General features: G+C 39.0%; 22 protein-coding genes and 1 pseudogene. 6 read left to right on the top strand and 17 right to left on the bottom strand.

Annotation, left to right across the window (positions count from 1 at the left end; genetic code table 11):
- Window positions 1–116: 116 nt before the first annotated feature.
- The 6 genes and pseudogenes from TE34_RS15125 to TE34_RS15100 all read right to left on the bottom strand — a co-directional run bounded on the left by TE34_RS15125 (window position 117) and on the right by TE34_RS15100 (window position 3351).
- Window positions 117–494 carry a retropepsin-like aspartic protease family protein gene (locus TE34_RS15125; RefSeq protein WP_047985657.1) on the bottom strand — a complete coding sequence of 126 codons (378 nt, stop codon included), beginning with the start codon at window positions 492–494 and terminating at the stop codon, window positions 117–119.
- Window positions 494–739, bottom strand: a complete 246-nt coding sequence (locus tag TE34_RS15120) for a hypothetical protein (RefSeq protein WP_047985656.1) — start codon at window positions 737–739, stop codon at window positions 494–496. Before TE34_RS15120 ends, TE34_RS15125 begins: the two co-directional genes overlap by 1 nt.
- Window positions 740–934: 195 nt before the next feature.
- Window positions 935–1174, bottom strand: a pseudogene (locus TE34_RS15115) (stage V sporulation protein R); the annotation flags it as partial.
- 49 nt (window positions 1175–1223) lie between these two features.
- Window positions 1224–1487 carry a type II toxin-antitoxin system RelE family toxin gene (locus TE34_RS15110; RefSeq protein ID WP_047985654.1) on the bottom strand — a complete coding sequence of 88 codons (264 nt, stop codon included), beginning with the start codon at window positions 1485–1487 and terminating at the stop codon, window positions 1224–1226.
- Window positions 1453–1707, bottom strand: coding sequence for a hypothetical protein (locus tag TE34_RS15105; protein ID WP_047985653.1), 255 nt, complete (start codon window positions 1705–1707; stop codon window positions 1453–1455). Before TE34_RS15105 ends, TE34_RS15110 begins: the two co-directional genes overlap by 35 nt.
- Before the next feature lie 246 nt (window positions 1708–1953).
- Complete coding sequence (locus TE34_RS15100) at window positions 1954–3351, bottom strand: SpoVR family protein (protein WP_047985652.1); 1398 nt, start codon at window positions 3349–3351, stop codon at window positions 1954–1956.
- Between the two features lie 158 nt (window positions 3352–3509).
- Between TE34_RS15100 and TE34_RS15095 the strand changes: the two genes are divergently transcribed.
- Complete coding sequence (locus TE34_RS15095; RefSeq protein ID WP_053075102.1) at window positions 3510–4613, top strand: metal ABC transporter solute-binding protein, Zn/Mn family; 1104 nt, start codon at window positions 3510–3512, stop codon at window positions 4611–4613.
- A gap of 46 nt (window positions 4614–4659) precedes the next feature.
- Here TE34_RS15095 and htpG read toward each other — a convergent pair whose 3' ends face one another.
- The 3 genes from htpG to TE34_RS15080 all read right to left on the bottom strand — a co-directional run bounded on the left by htpG (window position 4660) and on the right by TE34_RS15080 (window position 7342).
- Complete coding sequence (gene htpG / locus TE34_RS15090) at window positions 4660–6543, bottom strand: molecular chaperone HtpG (protein ID WP_047985651.1); 1884 nt, start codon at window positions 6541–6543, stop codon at window positions 4660–4662.
- Window positions 6544–6678: 135 nt separating this feature from the next.
- Window positions 6679–7089: a type II toxin-antitoxin system VapC family toxin gene (locus TE34_RS15085; protein WP_047985650.1), complete on the bottom strand. Its 411-nt coding sequence runs from the start codon at window positions 7087–7089 to the stop codon at window positions 6679–6681.
- Window positions 7082–7342: a ribbon-helix-helix protein, CopG family gene (locus TE34_RS15080; protein ID WP_047985649.1), complete on the bottom strand. Its 261-nt coding sequence runs from the start codon at window positions 7340–7342 to the stop codon at window positions 7082–7084. Before TE34_RS15080 ends, TE34_RS15085 begins: the two co-directional genes overlap by 8 nt.
- A gap of 116 nt (window positions 7343–7458) precedes the next feature.
- Here TE34_RS15080 and TE34_RS15075 point away from each other — a divergent pair, with 116 nt between their 5' ends.
- Window positions 7459–7809 carry a hypothetical protein gene (locus TE34_RS15075; RefSeq protein ID WP_047985648.1) on the top strand — a complete coding sequence of 117 codons (351 nt, stop codon included), beginning with the start codon at window positions 7459–7461 and terminating at the stop codon, window positions 7807–7809.
- Window positions 7810–8147: 338 nt separating this feature from the next.
- Here TE34_RS15075 and TE34_RS15070 read toward each other — a convergent pair whose 3' ends face one another.
- The 3 genes from TE34_RS15070 to TE34_RS15060 all read right to left on the bottom strand — a co-directional run bounded on the left by TE34_RS15070 (window position 8148) and on the right by TE34_RS15060 (window position 11813).
- Window positions 8148–8384, bottom strand: a complete 237-nt coding sequence (locus tag TE34_RS15070; RefSeq protein ID WP_047985647.1) for a YgjV family protein — start codon at window positions 8382–8384, stop codon at window positions 8148–8150.
- Between the two features lie 183 nt (window positions 8385–8567).
- Complete coding sequence (gene yhbH / locus TE34_RS15065; protein WP_047985646.1) at window positions 8568–9734, bottom strand: sporulation protein YhbH; 1167 nt, start codon at window positions 9732–9734, stop codon at window positions 8568–8570.
- 183 nt (window positions 9735–9917) lie between these two features.
- Window positions 9918–11813 (bottom strand): PrkA family serine protein kinase, encoded by a 1896-nt coding sequence (locus TE34_RS15060; protein WP_047985645.1) that lies wholly within the window; start codon window positions 11811–11813, stop codon window positions 9918–9920.
- Window positions 11814–12339: 526 nt separating this feature from the next.
- On the opposite strand from TE34_RS15060, the gene TE34_RS15055 reads away from it, so the two are divergent.
- From TE34_RS15055 to TE34_RS21110, 3 genes are all read left to right on the top strand, one after another.
- Window positions 12340–13059 (top strand): YebC/PmpR family DNA-binding transcriptional regulator, encoded by a 720-nt coding sequence (locus TE34_RS15055; protein WP_047985644.1) that lies wholly within the window; start codon window positions 12340–12342, stop codon window positions 13057–13059.
- Between the two features lie 57 nt (window positions 13060–13116).
- Entirely contained in the window at window positions 13117–13578 is a 462-nt protein-coding gene (locus tag TE34_RS15050; RefSeq protein ID WP_047985643.1) for a GNAT family N-acetyltransferase, read from the top strand.
- A 213-nt stretch (window positions 13579–13791) separates the two neighbouring features.
- Window positions 13792–13944 carry a hypothetical protein gene (locus TE34_RS21110; RefSeq protein WP_157037651.1) on the top strand — a complete coding sequence of 51 codons (153 nt, stop codon included), beginning with the start codon at window positions 13792–13794 and terminating at the stop codon, window positions 13942–13944.
- A gap of 42 nt (window positions 13945–13986) precedes the next feature.
- On the opposite strand, the gene TE34_RS15045 is transcribed toward TE34_RS21110, so the two are convergent.
- The 5 genes from TE34_RS15045 to TE34_RS15030 all read right to left on the bottom strand — a co-directional run bounded on the left by TE34_RS15045 (window position 13987) and on the right by TE34_RS15030 (window position 17202).
- Complete coding sequence (locus tag TE34_RS15045) at window positions 13987–14592, bottom strand: LysE/ArgO family amino acid transporter (protein ID WP_047985642.1); 606 nt, start codon at window positions 14590–14592, stop codon at window positions 13987–13989.
- Between the two features lie 18 nt (window positions 14593–14610).
- Window positions 14611–15291, bottom strand: a complete 681-nt coding sequence (locus tag TE34_RS15040) for a GNAT family N-acetyltransferase (RefSeq protein ID WP_047985641.1) — start codon at window positions 15289–15291, stop codon at window positions 14611–14613.
- Between the two features lie 17 nt (window positions 15292–15308).
- On the bottom strand, window positions 15309–16163 hold the full coding sequence (locus tag TE34_RS15035; protein WP_047985640.1) for a carbon-nitrogen hydrolase family protein: 855 nt from the start codon (window positions 16161–16163) through the stop codon (window positions 15309–15311).
- Window positions 16164–16283: 120 nt separating this feature from the next.
- On the bottom strand, window positions 16284–16433 hold the full coding sequence (locus tag TE34_RS21330) for a hypothetical protein (protein ID WP_201777702.1): 150 nt from the start codon (window positions 16431–16433) through the stop codon (window positions 16284–16286).
- A gap of 118 nt (window positions 16434–16551) precedes the next feature.
- Window positions 16552–17202 carry a TerC family protein gene (locus TE34_RS15030; RefSeq protein ID WP_084710733.1) on the bottom strand — a complete coding sequence of 217 codons (651 nt, stop codon included), beginning with the start codon at window positions 17200–17202 and terminating at the stop codon, window positions 16552–16554.
- Window positions 17203–17370: 168 nt separating this feature from the next.
- Here TE34_RS15030 and TE34_RS15025 point away from each other — a divergent pair, with 168 nt between their 5' ends.
- Window positions 17371–18579, top strand: coding sequence for a DUF346 domain-containing protein (locus tag TE34_RS15025; RefSeq protein ID WP_047985638.1), 1209 nt, complete (start codon window positions 17371–17373; stop codon window positions 18577–18579).
- Window positions 18580–18705 lie beyond the last annotated feature (126 nt).

Below are 18705 nucleotides of genomic sequence, written 5' to 3'. Positions count from 1 at the left end.
CATTTTTAATATTAGTTGTATGGATACTAGTAGGTGTCCTCCTCCAAATACGACCCTTCATATTTAATAGGTGCTATAAAGAGCCATAAAATAAAGAGTATTGCTTAACCCTATCTCTAAACTTTAGAATACAGCTCTAGCTTATCCAAATCCAATATAAAGTTATAATTCTTTAAGATATCTAATCCTAGTAAGCCATTATGTTCTTTCGGTAACATTCCTACATCTATTTCTACATTATTTATAGTGAAGTCACCAATCTGTATCTGGTCCATTTCTTTTGTATAAAATGGAACTGAACCCCCAATACCATATGCTTCATATATTGGGTCACCTTCCTCATATCTTACATCGATTTCTTCAAGAATATCGGGGCTAATGACAGTATGAGAAGAACCAGTATCAATAATTACATCATGTACTTCAATCGACTTACCACGAAATTTAACAAATAGGGAGACAGTAATAAGTTGCCCATCATATGAAATTTCCATTATAGACGTCTCACCCTGATCATAGGATCTTTACGCAAATGAATAACCAATTCATCATTTGATGTATGGTAAACTACATTCCCCTTCTCTACACGAAAAAACTCTCTATTTGCCTCTTCTTCAGGAATTGTACGAATTGGTGCAACCTCATCTACAACCTTCTTATCACCATCTACATGGTAATCAAGAATGGAAACTAAAACAAACTGACTTGGGTACAATTCTCTTACTTCTTGCCATTTCATTTTGATTCCCTCCTCTTTTCTATTATTATAAATCATTACTGAGCTTATGGGGAGTATTCAGAATTAATATGATTCGCATCCTTGTAAGAAACTGATAGGACTTATTATATAAATGCCCCGCCCTAAGATAGGACAGAGCATCGCTTATGAATATAGAAAAAATTATCTACTAATCTAGCCAAACTATAATTATTTCTACCGCTTAAACACCCGATCCCCATCATACGAATATACCGTCAACTTATCATCCACATACGTCTCCATATACACCTTCCGACCCCATAACTGATGAATATAAGGGAGCACATTTTCTAAATAATGTAGATCAAGTTCTGTCCCTTCGTATCCATGAACTAAATACAATTTACCGTTGCGCATATAGTCTCCATCGACAACAGAGATATATGGAAAACCACCATTCACTTGCATGGATATCGTATAGGTGTTATACCCATAAAAAATAGGCCTAGTGTTAGGTCTAAACTTATTTGTAAACATCGCCTCGATTATCTATGGTTAGTATATAAATCATTTGTTCCTCTTGATCGATTTCAAAGATTATTCTATAAGTCCCCACTCTTAATCTTAATTGGTTTTTTCTACCTTTTAATGGCTTTATATCACCAATTGGTGGTCTTATCGTTAATCCTTGTAATGCTTTTCCTATCCTTTCCTGAATCGCCTTTTCCTGTTTCTTTAAAAACTTAACGGACTCACGACTTAATGTTAGTTGATAGCTTAAGCTCATTGCTTGCATCCTCCCACGATACAAACTCCGAGTTGTTCTTTAGTTGTCTTTCTTCTTCTTCACTTAATGGTAGTTCATCGGGTTCCATTTCCAAGATTTCATCCCAATCAGGACGAGAATGACTTAAGTGTAGGTACTTAATATAATCATAGGCAGATTTCTTGGCATCTTCTGGGAGGTTCTTTAGCATCCTTAATAATTCCTCATGATTAATAGCCATTGCTTGTTCCCCTTTCCGAATGTATTATTAAGTTAATTATATAGTTTTATCTTACTATTAACAAATTGAGTTATTATGAGGAAACATATCCTTTAGACAGAAAAGACTTATTGACATGGATTCTTATTGAAAAAGAAATGTACTCTAATGATGTTAATGACGAATAATAAAAAAGCATAATCTTTCAAAAACAAAGAACGTGATGGATAGTTAGAAATACCCCATCACGCCTATAAAGTGGTTAACCTACCTCTTAAACACCCGATCCCCATCATACGAATATACCGTCAACTTATCATCCACATACGTCTCCATATACACCTTCCGACCCCAAAGCTGATGAATATAAGGCAGCACATTTTCTAAATAATGAAGATCAAGTTCTGTCCCTTCGTATCCATGAACTAAATACAATTCACCGTTGCGCATATAGTCTCCATCGACAACAGAGATATATGGAAAACCACCATTCACTCGCATGGAAACTAGTTGGTCACGAACGGCTTCATAGTCTTTGTCGGAAATGCGGTAATAGGCTCCTTGTTTTTCAAATAGGTACAAGTCCTCTCTTCCTACCAGATCCTTCGTTAAATAGTTGCGGATAAAGGAAATGTCGGATTCGATTTCTCGTACTTCGAATATCTTCTCTCTTCCGGAGCCTGGTTTGACACCCATGGCGATCATTTCTTCTGTCGGGTTGTTGTATCGTTCTTCGATATCTTCAAATATTTTCAGACCCAGATAATACGGGTTAATTTGTTGTTTTGACGGCTGTACGACGGCGGAGTTTAGCTTGGCAAATTCGACGGTTTCATCGGAGGTTAAGTCTAGTTCACGCATGATTCGTTGGTGCCAGTAACTCGCCCAGCCTTCATTCATGATTTTCGTCTCCAACTGTGGCCAGAAATAAAGCATCTCTTCCCGCATCATCGTCAGAATATCCCGCTGCCAGTCTTCCAATTCTCTACTATACCGTTCGATAAACAATAACAAATCCTTCTCAGGCTTAGGCGGGAACTTTTTCCTCCGTTTTACCCTTGGCTTAGTATCTTCTTTTTCATCTAAATCCCATAAATCATCATAATCTGTTTTCGCCTTCTTAATTGGTGATTCCTCTTCCTCCCACACATATTCTGGTAGTTTAGGACGGACCATGGACGGGTCAATATGCTCTTGAATGGCTAGTATCGCATCTAGGAACTTTTCCACTTCATCCTTACCATGAATTAGCTCATACTCTGCAATCCGCTCAGCAGTCGCCGTCATACTTTCCACCATATCTCTTCTCGTATTCGAGAAACGGACATTATTTTTGAAGAAATCACAGTGTGCCAAGACATGGGCGATAATTAGCTTATTTTGAATCAAGCTGTTTGTATTTAATAAAAATGCATAGCATGGATCTGAGTTAATTACTAGCTCATAAATTTGACTTAAGCCCAAATCATATTGTAGCTTCATCCGGTGGAATTGCTTTCCAAAGCTCCAGTGGGAAAAGCGTGTCGGCATACCATAGGCACCAAATGTATAAATAATTTCTGCGGGACAGATTTCGTAACGCATCGGGTAAAAATCTAAACCAAAACCAACTGCAATTTCTGTAATCTCATCAATCGCTTTATGAAGCTCTTTTGTATCGGTCAACGATAATCCCTCCAAAATAGGCTTTATACAGTTTATGAGGAAAAAATGGAATGATGAACAAGATACTAGAATAAACATAAAACGTAATGATTACTGTTTACAAATCGTAATGGTTACGATATAATCAATTTTGTACTTTAATTAGGGAGAGTTGTCTTTTGAAAAGAGCACTATTATTTACTAGTTTACTAGGTTTAATGTTACTAGCAGCATGTAGTTCGACCGGGGAAAATACAAGTTCGAATCAATCTGATGACACGTTAACCATCTATACATCGATTTATCCATTAGAAGACTTCACGAAAAGAGTTGGTGGGGAACATGTTCAGGTTAGCACGTTAATCCCACCTGGAGCAGATAGTCATACCTACGAGCCTACTTCGAAAGAAATTTTAGACATTGCAAGAGCGGATGCCTTTATTTTTAACGGATTAGGGATGGAGGCATATGTCGAGAAGATTAATGAAACATTGAAAGATGAAGACGTTTTGATGGTGGAGGCTTCTACCGGAATAGAGGCTTTTTCACATGAGGATGAGCACGATCATGGTGAAGAAACAAGTCATGAAGAAACAAGTCATGAAGAAGACCACGACCATGAGGATGGAAATCACGAAGAAGAAGAGCACGACCATGAGGAAGGTAATCACGAAGAGGAAGAGCATGACCATAGTGAAGATGAAGAAACTCATGGAGAAGATGAACACAAGGAAGACAGCCATGATGGACATGATCATGGCGACCAGGATCCCCATGTATGGTTGGATCCGTATCGTGCCATTGTTCTTGCTGAAAACATTAAAAATACCCTTATCGAATTAAAGCCAGAAGCAGCGGAAGAATTTGAACAAAACTTCGAATCGCTGAAACAAGATTTAGAAGCATTGGATGAACAATTCCATCATTTAGTGGCATCGAAAGAAAATCCTGAAATGATTGTCTCCCATGCAGCTTACGGTTATTGGGAAGAGAGCTATGGGATTAAACAAATTCCTATTGCTGGACTTTCATCTAGTCAAGAGCCTTCTCAAAGTGATTTGACGGTTCTTATTCAAACAGCGAAAGAAAAGGATATAAAATACGTTATTTTCGAACAGAATGTCACGCCAAAAGTCGCAACAGTCATTCAGGAAGAGATTGGCGCCGAAGCCCTTTATTTGCATAATTTATCTACACTAACAGACGAAGATATAGCAAATGGAGAAGATTATTTTAGTTTAATGGAGAAAAATATAGAAACATTAGATAAAGCTCTACGATAAAATGAAAAACAGCGTTGTCACTGAACAACGCTGTTTTTGTCTATAATTAAGCTGTTACCATTACTTTGCACATATTATTGGTAAATTCTACTGGGTCCTCAACCGGTAACCCTTCAATTAACAACGCTTGGTTGAAAAGGATATTTGTATATAAATCTAACTTATCTTTATCCTTCTCATACGCATCTTTAAGTGTTTGGAACACCTCATGAGATGGGTTAATTTCTAATACCTTTTCTGCCTTCACTTGTTGATTATTATCAGGCATTGCATTGATTACTTTTTCCATCTCAATCGAAATTTCACCGTCCGCAGTTAGACAAACTGGATGAGATCTCAATCGTTTCGATACACGGACTTCCTTCACTTTGCCAGCAAGCTTTTCTTTCATGTAATCGAAAAGATCTTTGTTATCCTTCGTTTCTTCTTCAGAAGCCTTATCTTCCTCGGAATCAATTCCTAGATCATGGCTGGAAACAGATTTGAATTCTTTTTCCTCGTAGCTCATAAGAACACGGATAGCGAACTCATCAATTTCCTCGGTAAAGTATAGAATTTCATACCCTTTATCCGCTACAAGCTCTGTTTGTGGAAGCTTGTCAATGCGATCAATCGAATCACCAGTTGCGTAGTAAATATACTTTTGATCCTCTGGCATTCTGGAAACATATTCAGCCAACGTAACAAGCTTCTTCTCTTTAGAAGAGTAGAACAGTAATAGATCTTTTAGTGTATCTTTGTTGGCACCAAATTCATTATATACACCGAACTTCAGCTGACGACCGAATGCATCAAAGAACTTCTCATACTTTTCTCGATCATCTCGTTGCAGGCTAAGAAGCTGTTGCTTAATCTTTTTATTAATATTTTTCGAAATTTGTTTCAATTGTCTGTCATGTTGCAGCATTTCCCGAGAAATGTTTAGCGATAAATCCTCGGAATCCACTAGCCCTTTGACAAAGCTAAAATGATCCGGAACTAAGTCCGCACTTTTCTCCATAATTAAGACGCCATTCGAATATAACTCTAATCCTTTTTGGTAATCTTGTGAGTAGTAATCAAACGGACGATTTTCAGGGATGAAAAGAATCGCATTATAACGAATCGTACCATCCACACTTAAATGGATATGTTTTAACGGTTTATCAAATCCATAGCGCTTTTCGCGATAGAAGTTTTCATAGTCTTCATCTGTTAGTTCGCTTTTATTCTTTTTCCAGATAGGAACCATGCTGTTGATGGTTTCTTCTTCTTTGTATTCGACGTATTCGTCACTGTCGTCTTCCTTCTTGCTTTTCGTAACTTCCATTTTAATTGGATAACGAATGAAGTCGGAATACTTCTTAATGATTTCTTTTAGACGGTATTCTTCTAAGTATTCTTCGTAGTTCTCGTCTTCCTCATTCTCTTTTAACTTCAAGGTAATTTCCGTACCAACTGTATCTTTTTCCGTTGGTTCAATCGTATACCCATCTGTACCTTTTGATTCCCATTTGAAAGCTTCTTCACTTCCAAGCGCTTTACTTACCACGGTTACTTCATCCGCAACCATAAATGCTGCATAGAAACCAACACCAAATTGACCAATGATATCATGTCCATCTTTGATTTCATTTTCTGACTTGAAGCTTAGTGAACCACTTTTTGCAATAGTACCTAAGTTTTTCTCGAGCTCGTCCTGTGTCATTCCGATACCAGTGTCAGTGATTTTTAGCGTACGCGTATCTTTATCCGCTTCAATCTTTATATAGTAATCACTTTGGTTGAAAGTTAGATTTTCATCCGTTAATGCTTTGTAGTAAATCTTATCAATTGCATCACTAGCGTTAGAGATTAATTCTCGAAGGAAAACCTCTCGTTGTGAGTAAATGGAGTTGATCATTAACTCCAATAAGCGCTTGGATTCCGCTTTAAACTTTCTTTTTCCCATGCTCAGGCAACTCCTTTATATTTATTTGCAAGTTTAATTTTAGCACTCTAGACAGGAGAGTGCTAATTTTTCTAACAAATAAATACCATATTTATTTCGAGTCTGTCAATTGGTATGTTTACTTGATAATTTAGATTATAATTGGAGGCGTTCTACTCCCATTACATCGAAATGATGGTCAAACGCAAATACATTATTAATATGATGGGCTCTCATGATAGCTACACTCAGAGCATCACAATAGGATATTTTTTGGTCGTTATATTGTTCAAGAATATGAAAAGCAGATAATCTAATTTCTTCCGTTACTGGAGTAATAACGAAAGGCAGTCCTGATAATACGGATTGGAGAAAGAAGGAGGCGCTTTGAAACCCTAATCGATACCTTAAAAGAGTATGGGTCTCATTAATAACAGCATCCGTAATATATAATTCGTAATTTTTTATATTCTCCGCAATCTTGCTCGCATCGAGATGGAATTGGTCTCTACTATCATTCAATGCAATAAATGCACTTGTATCCACAAGACATTTAAGTTTACTCATTTTCATGTATCTCCTGTAAATAATAATCATGGTTAACCGATAAATCCCCTGGAGTATCAGCAATATTTCGTTCTGCTTCTTGTACCATTTCCATTAGTGGATTTCTTTTCTCCTTTTTCTTCTCTGCATATTCCCTAACAGCTTCCCTTACAATTTCAGCCTCAGACATTCCAGTACTTTTGGCCAAATCCTTTAAAATCTTCTCATCTTCCACCGTAATATGAAATTGCTTACGCTTCATCGATTCTTTCATACCGAGCACCCCCTACACACATATTTTAACAAAGGTGTGTATATTGTCAACTAACAAAAGGAGTGTCGCATATTTTCTTTTGATTTAGGAGAATTTAAAGGCAGGAGGGATTGCTCATGGAGCACCATTTTTTATCTGTGGAGGATTTTCATTCTCTTATTCAACAATGGAGCGGAAGACGAATTAAAATAACGAAGCATGAAATGGATGATGTCGATCAAATCGTCATGGACTTACAGCATATTACCTACGATCGAAACACGCGAAGAATTGATGATTATGTACCCATGCATAGCTTACAACTAAACGGAGACGGTCGGATTGAAACACTGGCAACAATGAGTACGCAGCCACTCCCATCCCCTAACTATGAAATCCCTTTGCAGGATAATACGATGTATGAGTTTGATGGGGAGAAGTTTTTTATTACGACGGAGCGTGGGGTTTATAAGATTGAATTGACTTAGGGAGAATGGCTTAAGTGGCCCTTTTTTCTGTTGTGGGGAGTGCTCTCAGACATTAGAAACTGGCGAGGTATCCGTGAGGGACGTGCTCTTGGACATTATCTACCTAAAATCTGCTGAGATGTCCGTGAGAGGCGTGCTCTCGGACATTATCTGCCTAGAAACTGATGAAGTGTCCGTGATAACGGCTCTCTCGGACATTTTCAACCTAAAATGCTGGTGAGGTGTCCGTGAGAAGCGTGCTCTCGGACATTATCTGCCTAAAATCTGCTGAGATGTCCGTGAGAGGCGTGCTCTCGGACATTATCTGCCTTAAAAACTGATGAAGTGTCCGTGAGAGTTCATCCCTCCTGAGTATGATCACGAGATAATTTTACTAAGTAATAGATGTTAATAAAAACAATACCTAAGTTCATAATTCCGACTGGTAATGCACCTATTAAAAAACCATATAATGAGAATAAACTAGACCCGATCATATTAATCCACCTGAGCTTCTTAATAGAACTCATTAATAAAGAGATAAGAACAATAAGGGAAGCTAAATACCCCAACCATTCCAGCCATTCTATATCCATCTTTTTTCAAAACCCCTTCCTGTTTCTCGACTGTAACGGATGTTCATTTCCTGGGTTAAAACTCAACAGGAAGTATATTAACATCTCACTCGCTTTCTTATTATTTGGACTGTTAGTCACTTTATTCTTAAATTACCTCAAAACAAAAAATCCCCAGGAACATATCCCAGGGATTTTCAAATTCTATACAGGCACTGCCTCACGCTGGAAGAAACTCTTCATCGCATGATACACGTCACGCTTTTCCTTTAAAATATAATGACGGAACTTGGGATCCTCAATTGTGTTGTAGGCTCGCATTAAGGTGGAGTGGCGGTTGTAAATATTCACCTCTGCATAGCCAAACATATTGGAAACGTCCATGATTTCACTTACGAGTCGGATACATTTTGGATTATCGGAGGTTATATTTTCCCCATCGGAGAAATGGAAAGGATAAATATTATAGCTTGAGGGATTATAACGGTCTTCGATTAATTCAAGTGCCTTGGAATAGGCAGAGGAACAAATCGTTCCACCACTTTCTCCTTTGTTGAAAAACTCATCTTCGGTAACTTCCTTCGCCTCGGTATGATGGGCGATAAAAGCAATATCGACATGCTCGTATTTCGTATTGAGGAATCGGGTCATCCAGAAAAAGAAGCTTCTTGCCATATACTTCTCAAACGATCCCATGGAAGCACTCGTATCCATCATTGCAAGCACGACTGCTTTTGACTCGTGTTTTATTTCTTCGTTCCATGTTTTAAATCGTAAGTCATCATTATAGATAGGGGTTATACTCGTTTTTCCTTCTCTTGAGTTTCGTTTTAATGCGGTCAGGATCGTTCGCTTTTTATCGATATTACCCATTAATCCTTTTTTCCGTACATCATTGAACTCTATTTTTTCTGTGACAATCTCTGCTTTTTCCTTCTCTTGTAGATTCGGTAATTCTAACTCCTTAAATAGGGCCTCCTCTAACTTCTCAATCGATACCTCAGCTTCATAGTAGTCATTTCCAGGCTGGTCGCCTGCTTTCTTTCCATCGCCAGGACCTTTTTGTTGCCCTTTAGCATTTGGATCTCTTCCTACTACATCTCCAACTTTACTATCTCCATTCCCTTGCCCCACATGCTTGGATTTATTGTAATTGTAACGAATCTTGTACTCGTCTAATGAGCGAATAGGAATTTTGATGACATCTCGGCCATTGGACATTACGATGCTTTCTTCACTAATTAAATCTGGTAAATTATTTTTAATGGCTTCCTTTACTTTATCCATATGACGCTGTTGATCTTGAAAGCCTTTGCGATGGAGGGACCAGTTTTCCTCGGAGATGACAAAATTCTGTTTACCTTCCTTCACAACATCCCCTCCTATTCATTTATTTTTGAAAAAAATACCGCAATCACCTCGAAGGATTACGATACTTTTCTCTATAATATGCAGTTGGGCGCATATTATTGCAATTTTTCAAAAATAATAGATTAAAAAAAGGTAACAAGACTAGCTGTTTAGGCGTTCTTGTTACCTTTTGGTCATGCATAATTATCGATTTAATAAACTTCCAACATATCGTAATAGCTCATTTGCCGATACAGAATTGTAACCATATTCATCTATCAATCTAGCAATGACTTCATTAATCTTCTTCAGCTGAGATTCATCCGGTGTCTTGGAGGACGTGGTAATTTTCACAACATCCTTAAGATCGGCGAATAATTTCTTTTGAATAGCTTCGCGCAGCCGGTCATGCGATTTATAATCAAATCGTTTTCCTTTTCTAGCAAAAGCAGAGATACGAATTAAAATTTCTTCACGGAAGGAGCGCTTGGCATTTTCCGAGATTCCAATTTGCTCCTCAATGGAACGCATGAGCTTTTCATCTGGATTCATTTCTTCCCCAGTTAATGGATCACGCAGCTTATTCTTATTACAATACGCCTCGACATTGTCTAGATAATTATTCATTAACGACTTGGCAGACTCCTCGTAAGAATAAACAAACGCCTTTTGGACTTCCTTCTTGGCAATCTCATCGTACTCTCTTCTTGCGATGGAGATATAGTTCATATACGTCTCTTTATCCTCATCCGAGATGGACGGATGCTGGTCAAGCCCTTCCTTCAGCGAACGTAATACATCTAGCGCATTAATGGAAGGTACTTCTTTTCGAATGATTGCCGAAGATATACGGTTAATGACGTAACGCGGGTCGATTCCTTCCATACCCTCTGTTGGGAATTCTTTCTTCAACTCCTCGACATCAACTTGATTAAAGCCCTCTACGTTCTCACCATCGTAGAGTCGCATTTTCTTCAGTAAATCCATGCCCTGTTTCTTGGAATCTTTCAATCTGGTTAAGATAGAAAAAATAGCCGCTACTCGTAAAGCGTGTGGTGCTATATGAACATGTGCAATGTCACTTTGGTTAATCATCTTTTCATAAATTCGTTCTTCTTCACTAACCCTTAGGTTATACGGGATTGGCATGACAATTATTCGGGAGTGGAGTGCTTCATTCTTTTTATTGGAAATAAAGGAACGATATTCGGATTCGTTCGTATGCGCGACAATCAATTCATCCGCGGAAATTAACGCGAACCTTCCTGCCTTAAAGTTCCCTTCCTGTGTTAGGGAAAGTAAATGCCATAAGAACTTTTCATCACATTTCAGCATCTCTTGGAACTCCATCATTCCACGGTTTGCTTTGTTCAATTCCCCATCAAATCGGTATGCCCTCGGGTCAGATTCGGAACCATATTCGGCAATGGTAGAAAAATCAATACTTCCTGTTAAATCAGCAATGTCCTGAGACTTTGGATCGGACGGACTAAAGGTTCCAATACCAACACGCTTATCCTCAGAAAGGAATATTCGCTCCACCATCACATCTTCTACGCGGCCACCATATTCTTTTTCCAGCCGCATCGTATTAAGCGGGGACAAGCTTCCTTCGATACGAATTCCATATTCTTGGGAAAAGTCATCCCTTAAATGGTGTGGTATTAAATGTAGCGGATCCTCATGCATCGGACAACCTTTAATCGCATACACTGCACCTTCATCCGTACGGGAATATCTCTCTAGCCCTCGCTTGAGCATTGTAACAATGGTAGATTTACCACCACTAACCGGGCCCATCAATAATAATATACGTTTTCTTACATCAAGTCGCTTGGCTGCAGGATGAAAGTATTCTTCAACAAGTCTCTCAATTGCACTTTCTAATCCAAAAATCTCTTCTCCAAAGAATTCATACATTTTTCGACCATTGCGTTCTTTTACCCCAGCCGCTTTGATCATATTATAGACGCGGGAATGGGCTGTCTGGGCAACTTCAGGTCTTTCCTTGATTATATCGAGGTACTCCGCGAACGTACCCTCCCATTTTAAACGGTTCTCTTCCTCACGAAAGCTTTTCACCTTGTTAAGAATATCCATGTTTGTCTTCCCTCCATCTTGGACGCGGTTTATATAACTTATGCGCGAGTTGGTGGTTAGATGCCGACAAGTTTTGTAGGGAGGGGGTACTTATTGCTAGATTTGGGGTAGAGAACGCTTCATTATCGCCATAATTTGGGTTGTTTAAGCGATGAGGGTTTTGTCATCATCATTTTTCTCTCATTTTGCTGGAAAATGATGATGTGTTACCTTCTCATCATCATTTCCATCCCATTTTGTTTAGAAATCATTATGAGAGCACTTCTCATCATCATTTTCCTATCATTCTTGCTTAAAATTGATTATGAGCGCCTTTCTCATAATCAATACTGCAAAAATCCCGCTCAAAATCGTTATGAGGGAGTCTATCATCATCATTTCTACTTAATTTTGAATAAAATTGATTGTGACCCTGCCTTCCCATAAAACTTCCCGAGAAATTCTCCTCCATATGTTGTATAATGGTAAAGTCAAAAAGTTGAATATCATTACTCAATCAGATTCAGAAGGAAAGTGAGATGTTCTTATGGGACGTAAGTGGAATAATATAAAAGAGAAAAAGGCAGCGAAAGATAAAAATACGAGTCGTATTTATGCGAAGTTTGGTCGTGAGATTTATGTAGCTGCTAAACAGGGAGAGCCAGATCCGGAATCTAACCAGGCTTTGAAAGTAGTTTTAGAGCGTGCGAAGACATATAGTGTGCCAAAACATATTATTGATAAAGCAATTGAAAAGGCAAAGGGTGGTTCTGAGGAAAGCTATGATGAGCTTCGTTACGAAGGTTTCGGTCCTAACGGTTCCATGGTTATCGTTGATACATTAACGAATAACGTGAACAGAACAGCTTCTGAAGTTCGTGCTGCTTTCGGTAAGAACGGTGGAAATATGGGCGTAAGTGGTTCTGTTGCTTACATGTTCGATTCGACTGCGGTATTCGGTATAGAAGGTAAGACGGCTGATGACGTGTTAGAGTTGTTGATGGAAGCTGATATCGATGTTCGTGATGTTCTTGAAGAAGAGGACACGGTAATTGTATACGCAGAGCCAGATCAATATCATGCGGTGCAAGAAGCATTCCGTAATGTTGACATTACCGAATTCTCCGTAGCTGAGTTAACGATGCTACCTCAAAACGATGTGGAATTGGATGAAGAATCCAAAGCACAGTTTGAAAAACTAATTGACGTACTGGAAGACTTGGAAGATGTACAACAGGTTTACCATAACGTTGATTTAGGTGAATAATTAAGTTGGTAAAACGCCCTATCCAAGTAGGGCGTTTTATTTATAAGGGGGATGACTATGAAAGTATATCAAACGACAGATGCCGAGCTAATTACTAATTTGAATAAAGATGTTCACGATTTACACGTTAACTTGTATCCTGAATACTTCAAGCCCTATAATTCGGAGGAGATTCAATCTTTCTTTCAAGGATTGGTAGATAAAGCGGAATACGTATTTCTCGTTTTAGAAGATGCTGATATCCCTTTGGGCTTCGCTATGCTGGAAATAAGAGCTTATCCCGAAACTATTTTCAAAAAATCCTACCAATCCGTTTATGTTCACCAGTTAGGGGTTAATGCCACCAAGAGAGGCAAAGGGTACGGTTCATTTCTAATGAAGGAAATTGAGAAACTAGCAAAAGAACACGAGATTCATCAGATAGAATTAGATTATTGGTCTAATAATGAGGAAGCAAAGAACTTCTACAAGAAAAATGATTACGACATACATAGAGAATTTGTTTTCAAGCGTGTATAAGGTGCATCACAGCACCTTCTTTTATTTCCTGCTAATAGTCTCTCCGCCTCACGTCCCCCATACAATCACCCACAAAAATCGCAAACCTAGCATAAATGAACTATCATTCGACAGATTATTCAGATAATATCTTAACACTACCTTCATAGCCACTTAATAATTGGTCTGTACACTTAAAACTGTACCAACAATATAATGATTGAGGTGACTGGAATGAAATTGAAAAAGCTACTATTAACGATGTTAATCATGATGCTTTCCACAGGAGTTTTATTCGCATGCTCAGCCGAGGATCCAGAAGAACCAGCGACAGAAGAGAACCAAACAGAGCAAGGAGATACTGAAGAAACAGAAGACCAAGAGTAATAAAATTGCAGAAAGCCTTCCACACCCGGAAGGCTTTCTCTATCAAATCATCTGATACCCCATATAAAGGGCCATCCCCCAAATAATGACGGCAGATACCTGATTGAACCGCTTTAAAAGATTACTAGCTTTCGATAGTTGGCCAACCTGTCTCCCTACAATCGCCAAACCAATAAACCACAACCAGGAGATTCCAATACAAGCAACGGCAAACACCAGCTTTTCATATCCCTCATAAGCAATGGAACTTGTTCCAATAACACCAATCGTATCCATAATAGCGTGCGGATTTAATAAAGAAACGGAGGCAGCAAAAGTAATCTGTCGCTTCGCTGTAAACTTCTTCCCGTCATTTTCCGTAAGATTAGAATCACTCTTCCACATGACCCAGCCCATATAAAGCAGAAAGAAGAAGCCAATGGAAGACAAGAAGAATCTAAGCCCGTCCATACTTAATACAAGGACGGAAACCCCAGCAACTGCCAGCGAAATAAGCAATGTATCACAAATCGCCGCGGTAATCACTGCTGGTAATGCCTTATGTAACTTTGAATGCATCGCACCTTGGTTAAAAATAAACACATTTTGTATTCCTAAAGGAAGGATTAAACCAAACGCTAAAATAACGCCATGCACGAAGGCTTCCATATCCATACCTTCCTTCTATCAATCTATAAAAGTACCTTTAAAAGGATTTCGCCACTCCATCAATGCAGCATAATTGAGCGATTCCTCATCCTCTAAATAATTCGCCACGATACCAATCGGTGTCCGGCCTGCATTGAGCATGAATGTAATAACAGGATCATAAATATTGCCCTGGACCACTTCTTCTAGATATTGTTCAGTTGACAACGAACCAGCATACTTATGATATCCCGGCATCCGTCCTCCGCCTAGCAAGCGGTCTAACCCTTTATGTATCACAACCTCATACATCGATTGCATGAGTAATTTGCCAAGTGCTAACTTACGAAACTTCGGTCTAATACAGATATCGACTACATACAACGTATTCCCCCGTGGCTGATGGTTACGAATATAGCCATTATCCGTGATTTCTTCCCACGTATGGTCGGGACTATTCGGGTCAAAATTAACGATTAACCCCGTCATCGATCCTGCTAGCACACCATCTACTTCTACGCATAACGCACCTTCTGGAAACAAGGTGACATGATTGCTCAGTTGCCCCTCATTCCACCATAACTCAGATGGAAAAGGAGGTGGGAAACTTTCCGCTTGAATCTGAATCAAGCCATCAAAGTCTCCCCGCTCATAATTTCTAACTACCGCCCTACGATAACCGTTCCCACTTTTCAGATAGACATGCTTTCGGTATAGCATGCGACCTCATTCCCCTCTTATTTACTAAGGTCGGGATATAAATCTAAGCGTCGATCGTTCCATGTTGTGACCGATCCTTCTTCACGAACTTTATAAAGCAGTGATAAGTCTAAGTCGGCTGTGATAATCATATCGTGGTTGAATTCACCTTCCATTAATATGCCGTTCTTCGGAAATGGAATATCATTTGGTGTAATAACGGCAGCTTGGCCATAATTGGCACGCATAAAGTCCACATTACGTAATGCACCTACCGTACCTGTTGTAACAACGTACACCTGGTTTTCAATCGTACGCGCATGACAGGTATAACGGACACGGTTAAAACCATGCAAGTCATCTGTACAAGATGGCGCAAAAATAACATCTGCCCCCATCCCACGAACCATACGCACAATCTCCGGAAACTCCATATCATAACAAGTTAACAAAGCAATTTTCCCTTTATCTGTCTCAAAGATTTGAATGGATTCACCAGGGGTAATATTCCAGTCTTTTTTCTCTGTCGGAGTCATGTGTAACTTCGCTTGTTCCGCTACACGTCCATCTGGGTAAAACAGATGCGCCGTATTATATAATTTATCGCCTTTTCGAACGACATGCGTACCACCAATGATATGCATGCCTGTTTCTTTTGCTAAACCGGAAAACAATTCCGTATACTGTTCCGTGTAATTAGGTAACTCATCAACAAGGCTTACCGTATCATTTGAAATCGAAAGTAATTGTGTTGTAAAGAACTCTGGAAACAGGACAAAATCAGATTCATATTCTGCTGCAGTTCGAACATTATGCGTCACTTGAGCCGCAAAATCTTCAAAAGCATTTATTTTTTCTAAGTGGTATTGAACCGCTGAGACTCGTAATTTCATATAAACTTACTCCTTCTAATCCGTTATATATGTACTATATTTTAATGTCTCCAACAATTCAACCATTACTTTACTCAAGCACAAAAAAAAGCGCCTTCCCAAAAGAATAGGCGCTTTTATTTAGACAGGAATCTGGTCTTTCCCTTTCCTGAATGCTAGTAAAAATTCATGCGTTTCTTGAAAAATTTCCTGAAGCTCTTGAATGGTTACACCTGCTTGTTTTGCCTCTACTATTAATGAAACCCATTCTAAATCCAGCTGATTTGGCAATTGCTATTCCCCCTCCATTATGCTCACCGCTCGAAACATATACTTCCATCGTATTCTGGAGTTGCACGTATATACCTTTTATTTCTCCTACCATCGAAACATATACGCAGGTATATAATTACCGATATTTCCTTTGATATCCACCAATAACTAATGTAGCCACTATAACACCTGCCAACAATACCATTTCCATTGATCTACTGTTTAGTAAGTACTGCTGAACAAACGCCTCTTTCACCATCATCTCCCCTGCCGTCCATGCTAATAAGGCTGCTCCGAAATAGACAACAACAGGGAAGTCGTCCATCATTCGGATAATAAACTGACTAGCAAAAAGCATAATCGGAATGCTTAAAACGATACCTAAAATAACTAAAAGCATATTGTTATTGGATACGGCCACAATTCCTAATACATTGTCTAAACTCATCAATAAGTCAGCGAAGATAATGATGACAATTGCTTCTCTTAAGGAATTTCCTACTTTTACATTGCTTTCCTCTGGTTCTTTTTCCACTAAAAGCTTGTAAGCGACCAGTAGCAATAATACGCCCCCAATTAAATGGACGAACGGTAATTGGAGAAGGTACATAACAATAACGGTAAAGAGAATTCGAAAGAACACCGCTCCAAACGTTCCCCATACAATTGCCTTTTTCCGTAAGTCTTCTCGCAAATTCCGACTTGCCATCGCAATAACAACGGCATTATCACCACTTAGAATTAAATTAATCATCAATATTTTGATAAACGGTTCTACTAACTCCAAAAAATACCCCCACTCCCTCTTCATGCAAGGTCTTGTCCAAAGAAAAGATAATTATATGTATGTAAAACATCCCTCTATCATTACAATTTTCTCTTTGAAAATAGGCTCGAATCACAATCCCAATTAAAACTTCCGCGCATATCCTAATAAAAAAACGGAGGTATGCAAATGTTTTATTATCAATACTATTTTCCACAATTTGTCCCAGTGAACTATTATGGGCAACCATTATATACGGATATGCGTCAGCAACCAACTGTACAAGAAATTCTTCAAACGATTCGTTCCCAGCATAACAATCTTTATACGAGGCTTGAAAACGCTGGGATGAATCGCCAAGTAGCAGAATACGTCTTTTTCTTTGTTGTGAACTATACGGTCAATCAAGCAAATACAAATCAAAATGCAAACCAGATTTATAATCAATTTCAACAACAAGTTCCGTGGTTTAATTTGCTATTTAGGCAATTTAATGTACCGCAAAATGTTCAGGATCAAGTGCTAAGAAGAGTTATCCAAATAACATTAAATGAATTAACCGGAGATGGTGGTCAACAGCCTGGTCAAGGTTGGTCGAGATGGGAAGACCTTGGTGGCGTTCTTACTTCCGCACCTACTGTTTCTTCATGGCAATCGAATCGATTAGATGTTTTCGGTCGCGGTACCGATAATGCGCTTTATCATATATGGTGGGATGGCAACAGATGGAGTGCATGGGAAAGTCTTGGTGGTGTGTTAACTAGTGCACCAGGTGCTGTTTCTTGGGGACCAAACCGTATTGATGTATTCGTTCGCGGAACAGATAATGCCCTTTACCATAAGTGGTGGGATGGTAGCCGTTGGAGCGATTGGGAAAGCCTTGGCGGGGTTCTAACGAGTGGCCCTGCAGTGTCATCACGTCGATCCAATCATCTAGATGTTTTTGTGCGCGGTACTGGAAATCGCCTTTATAAGAAAACATGGAATGGGAATCGTTGGGAGGATTGGGAAGACCTTGGTGGAAACTTAAACTCCGAACCAGCTGCTGTTTCTTGGGGACCGAACCGAATTGACGTCTTTGCTCGTGGACAAAGCAATAATCTCATTCACAAGTGGTGGAATGGGAATCGTTGGAGCGATTGGGAAAGCCTTGGTGGCACATTAACAAGTGCACCTACTGTTTCTTCACGTAGACCAAATCGATTAGATGTTTTCGCTCGCGGAACTGGAAATAGACTATATAAGAGAAGCTGGAACGGAAACCGATGGGAAGGCTGGGAAAACTTAGGAGGTACACTAACGTCAGCCCCAGCAGCTGTTTCCTGGGGACCTAATCGAACCGATGTCTTTGCACGTGGTTCCAACCAATCATTAATTCACTCATATATGGGAAGATAACCATTAGCAGGGAGTACAAATCAAAAAACGATTTGTACTCCTTTCCTATGTGTAATACAATGGAAAAGTTCATTATTTTTTCAAGGTAATGCATAAACTATGGTTACGATTTTAATTCCAAAAATA

Origin of the sequence: Ornithinibacillus californiensis, from assembly GCF_001038485.1 — a bacterium.
Classification (GTDB): Bacteria; Bacillota; Bacilli; order Bacillales; family Amphibacillaceae; genus Ornithinibacillus; species Ornithinibacillus californiensis.
This window is presented reverse-complemented; position numbering and strand designations above follow the sequence as displayed.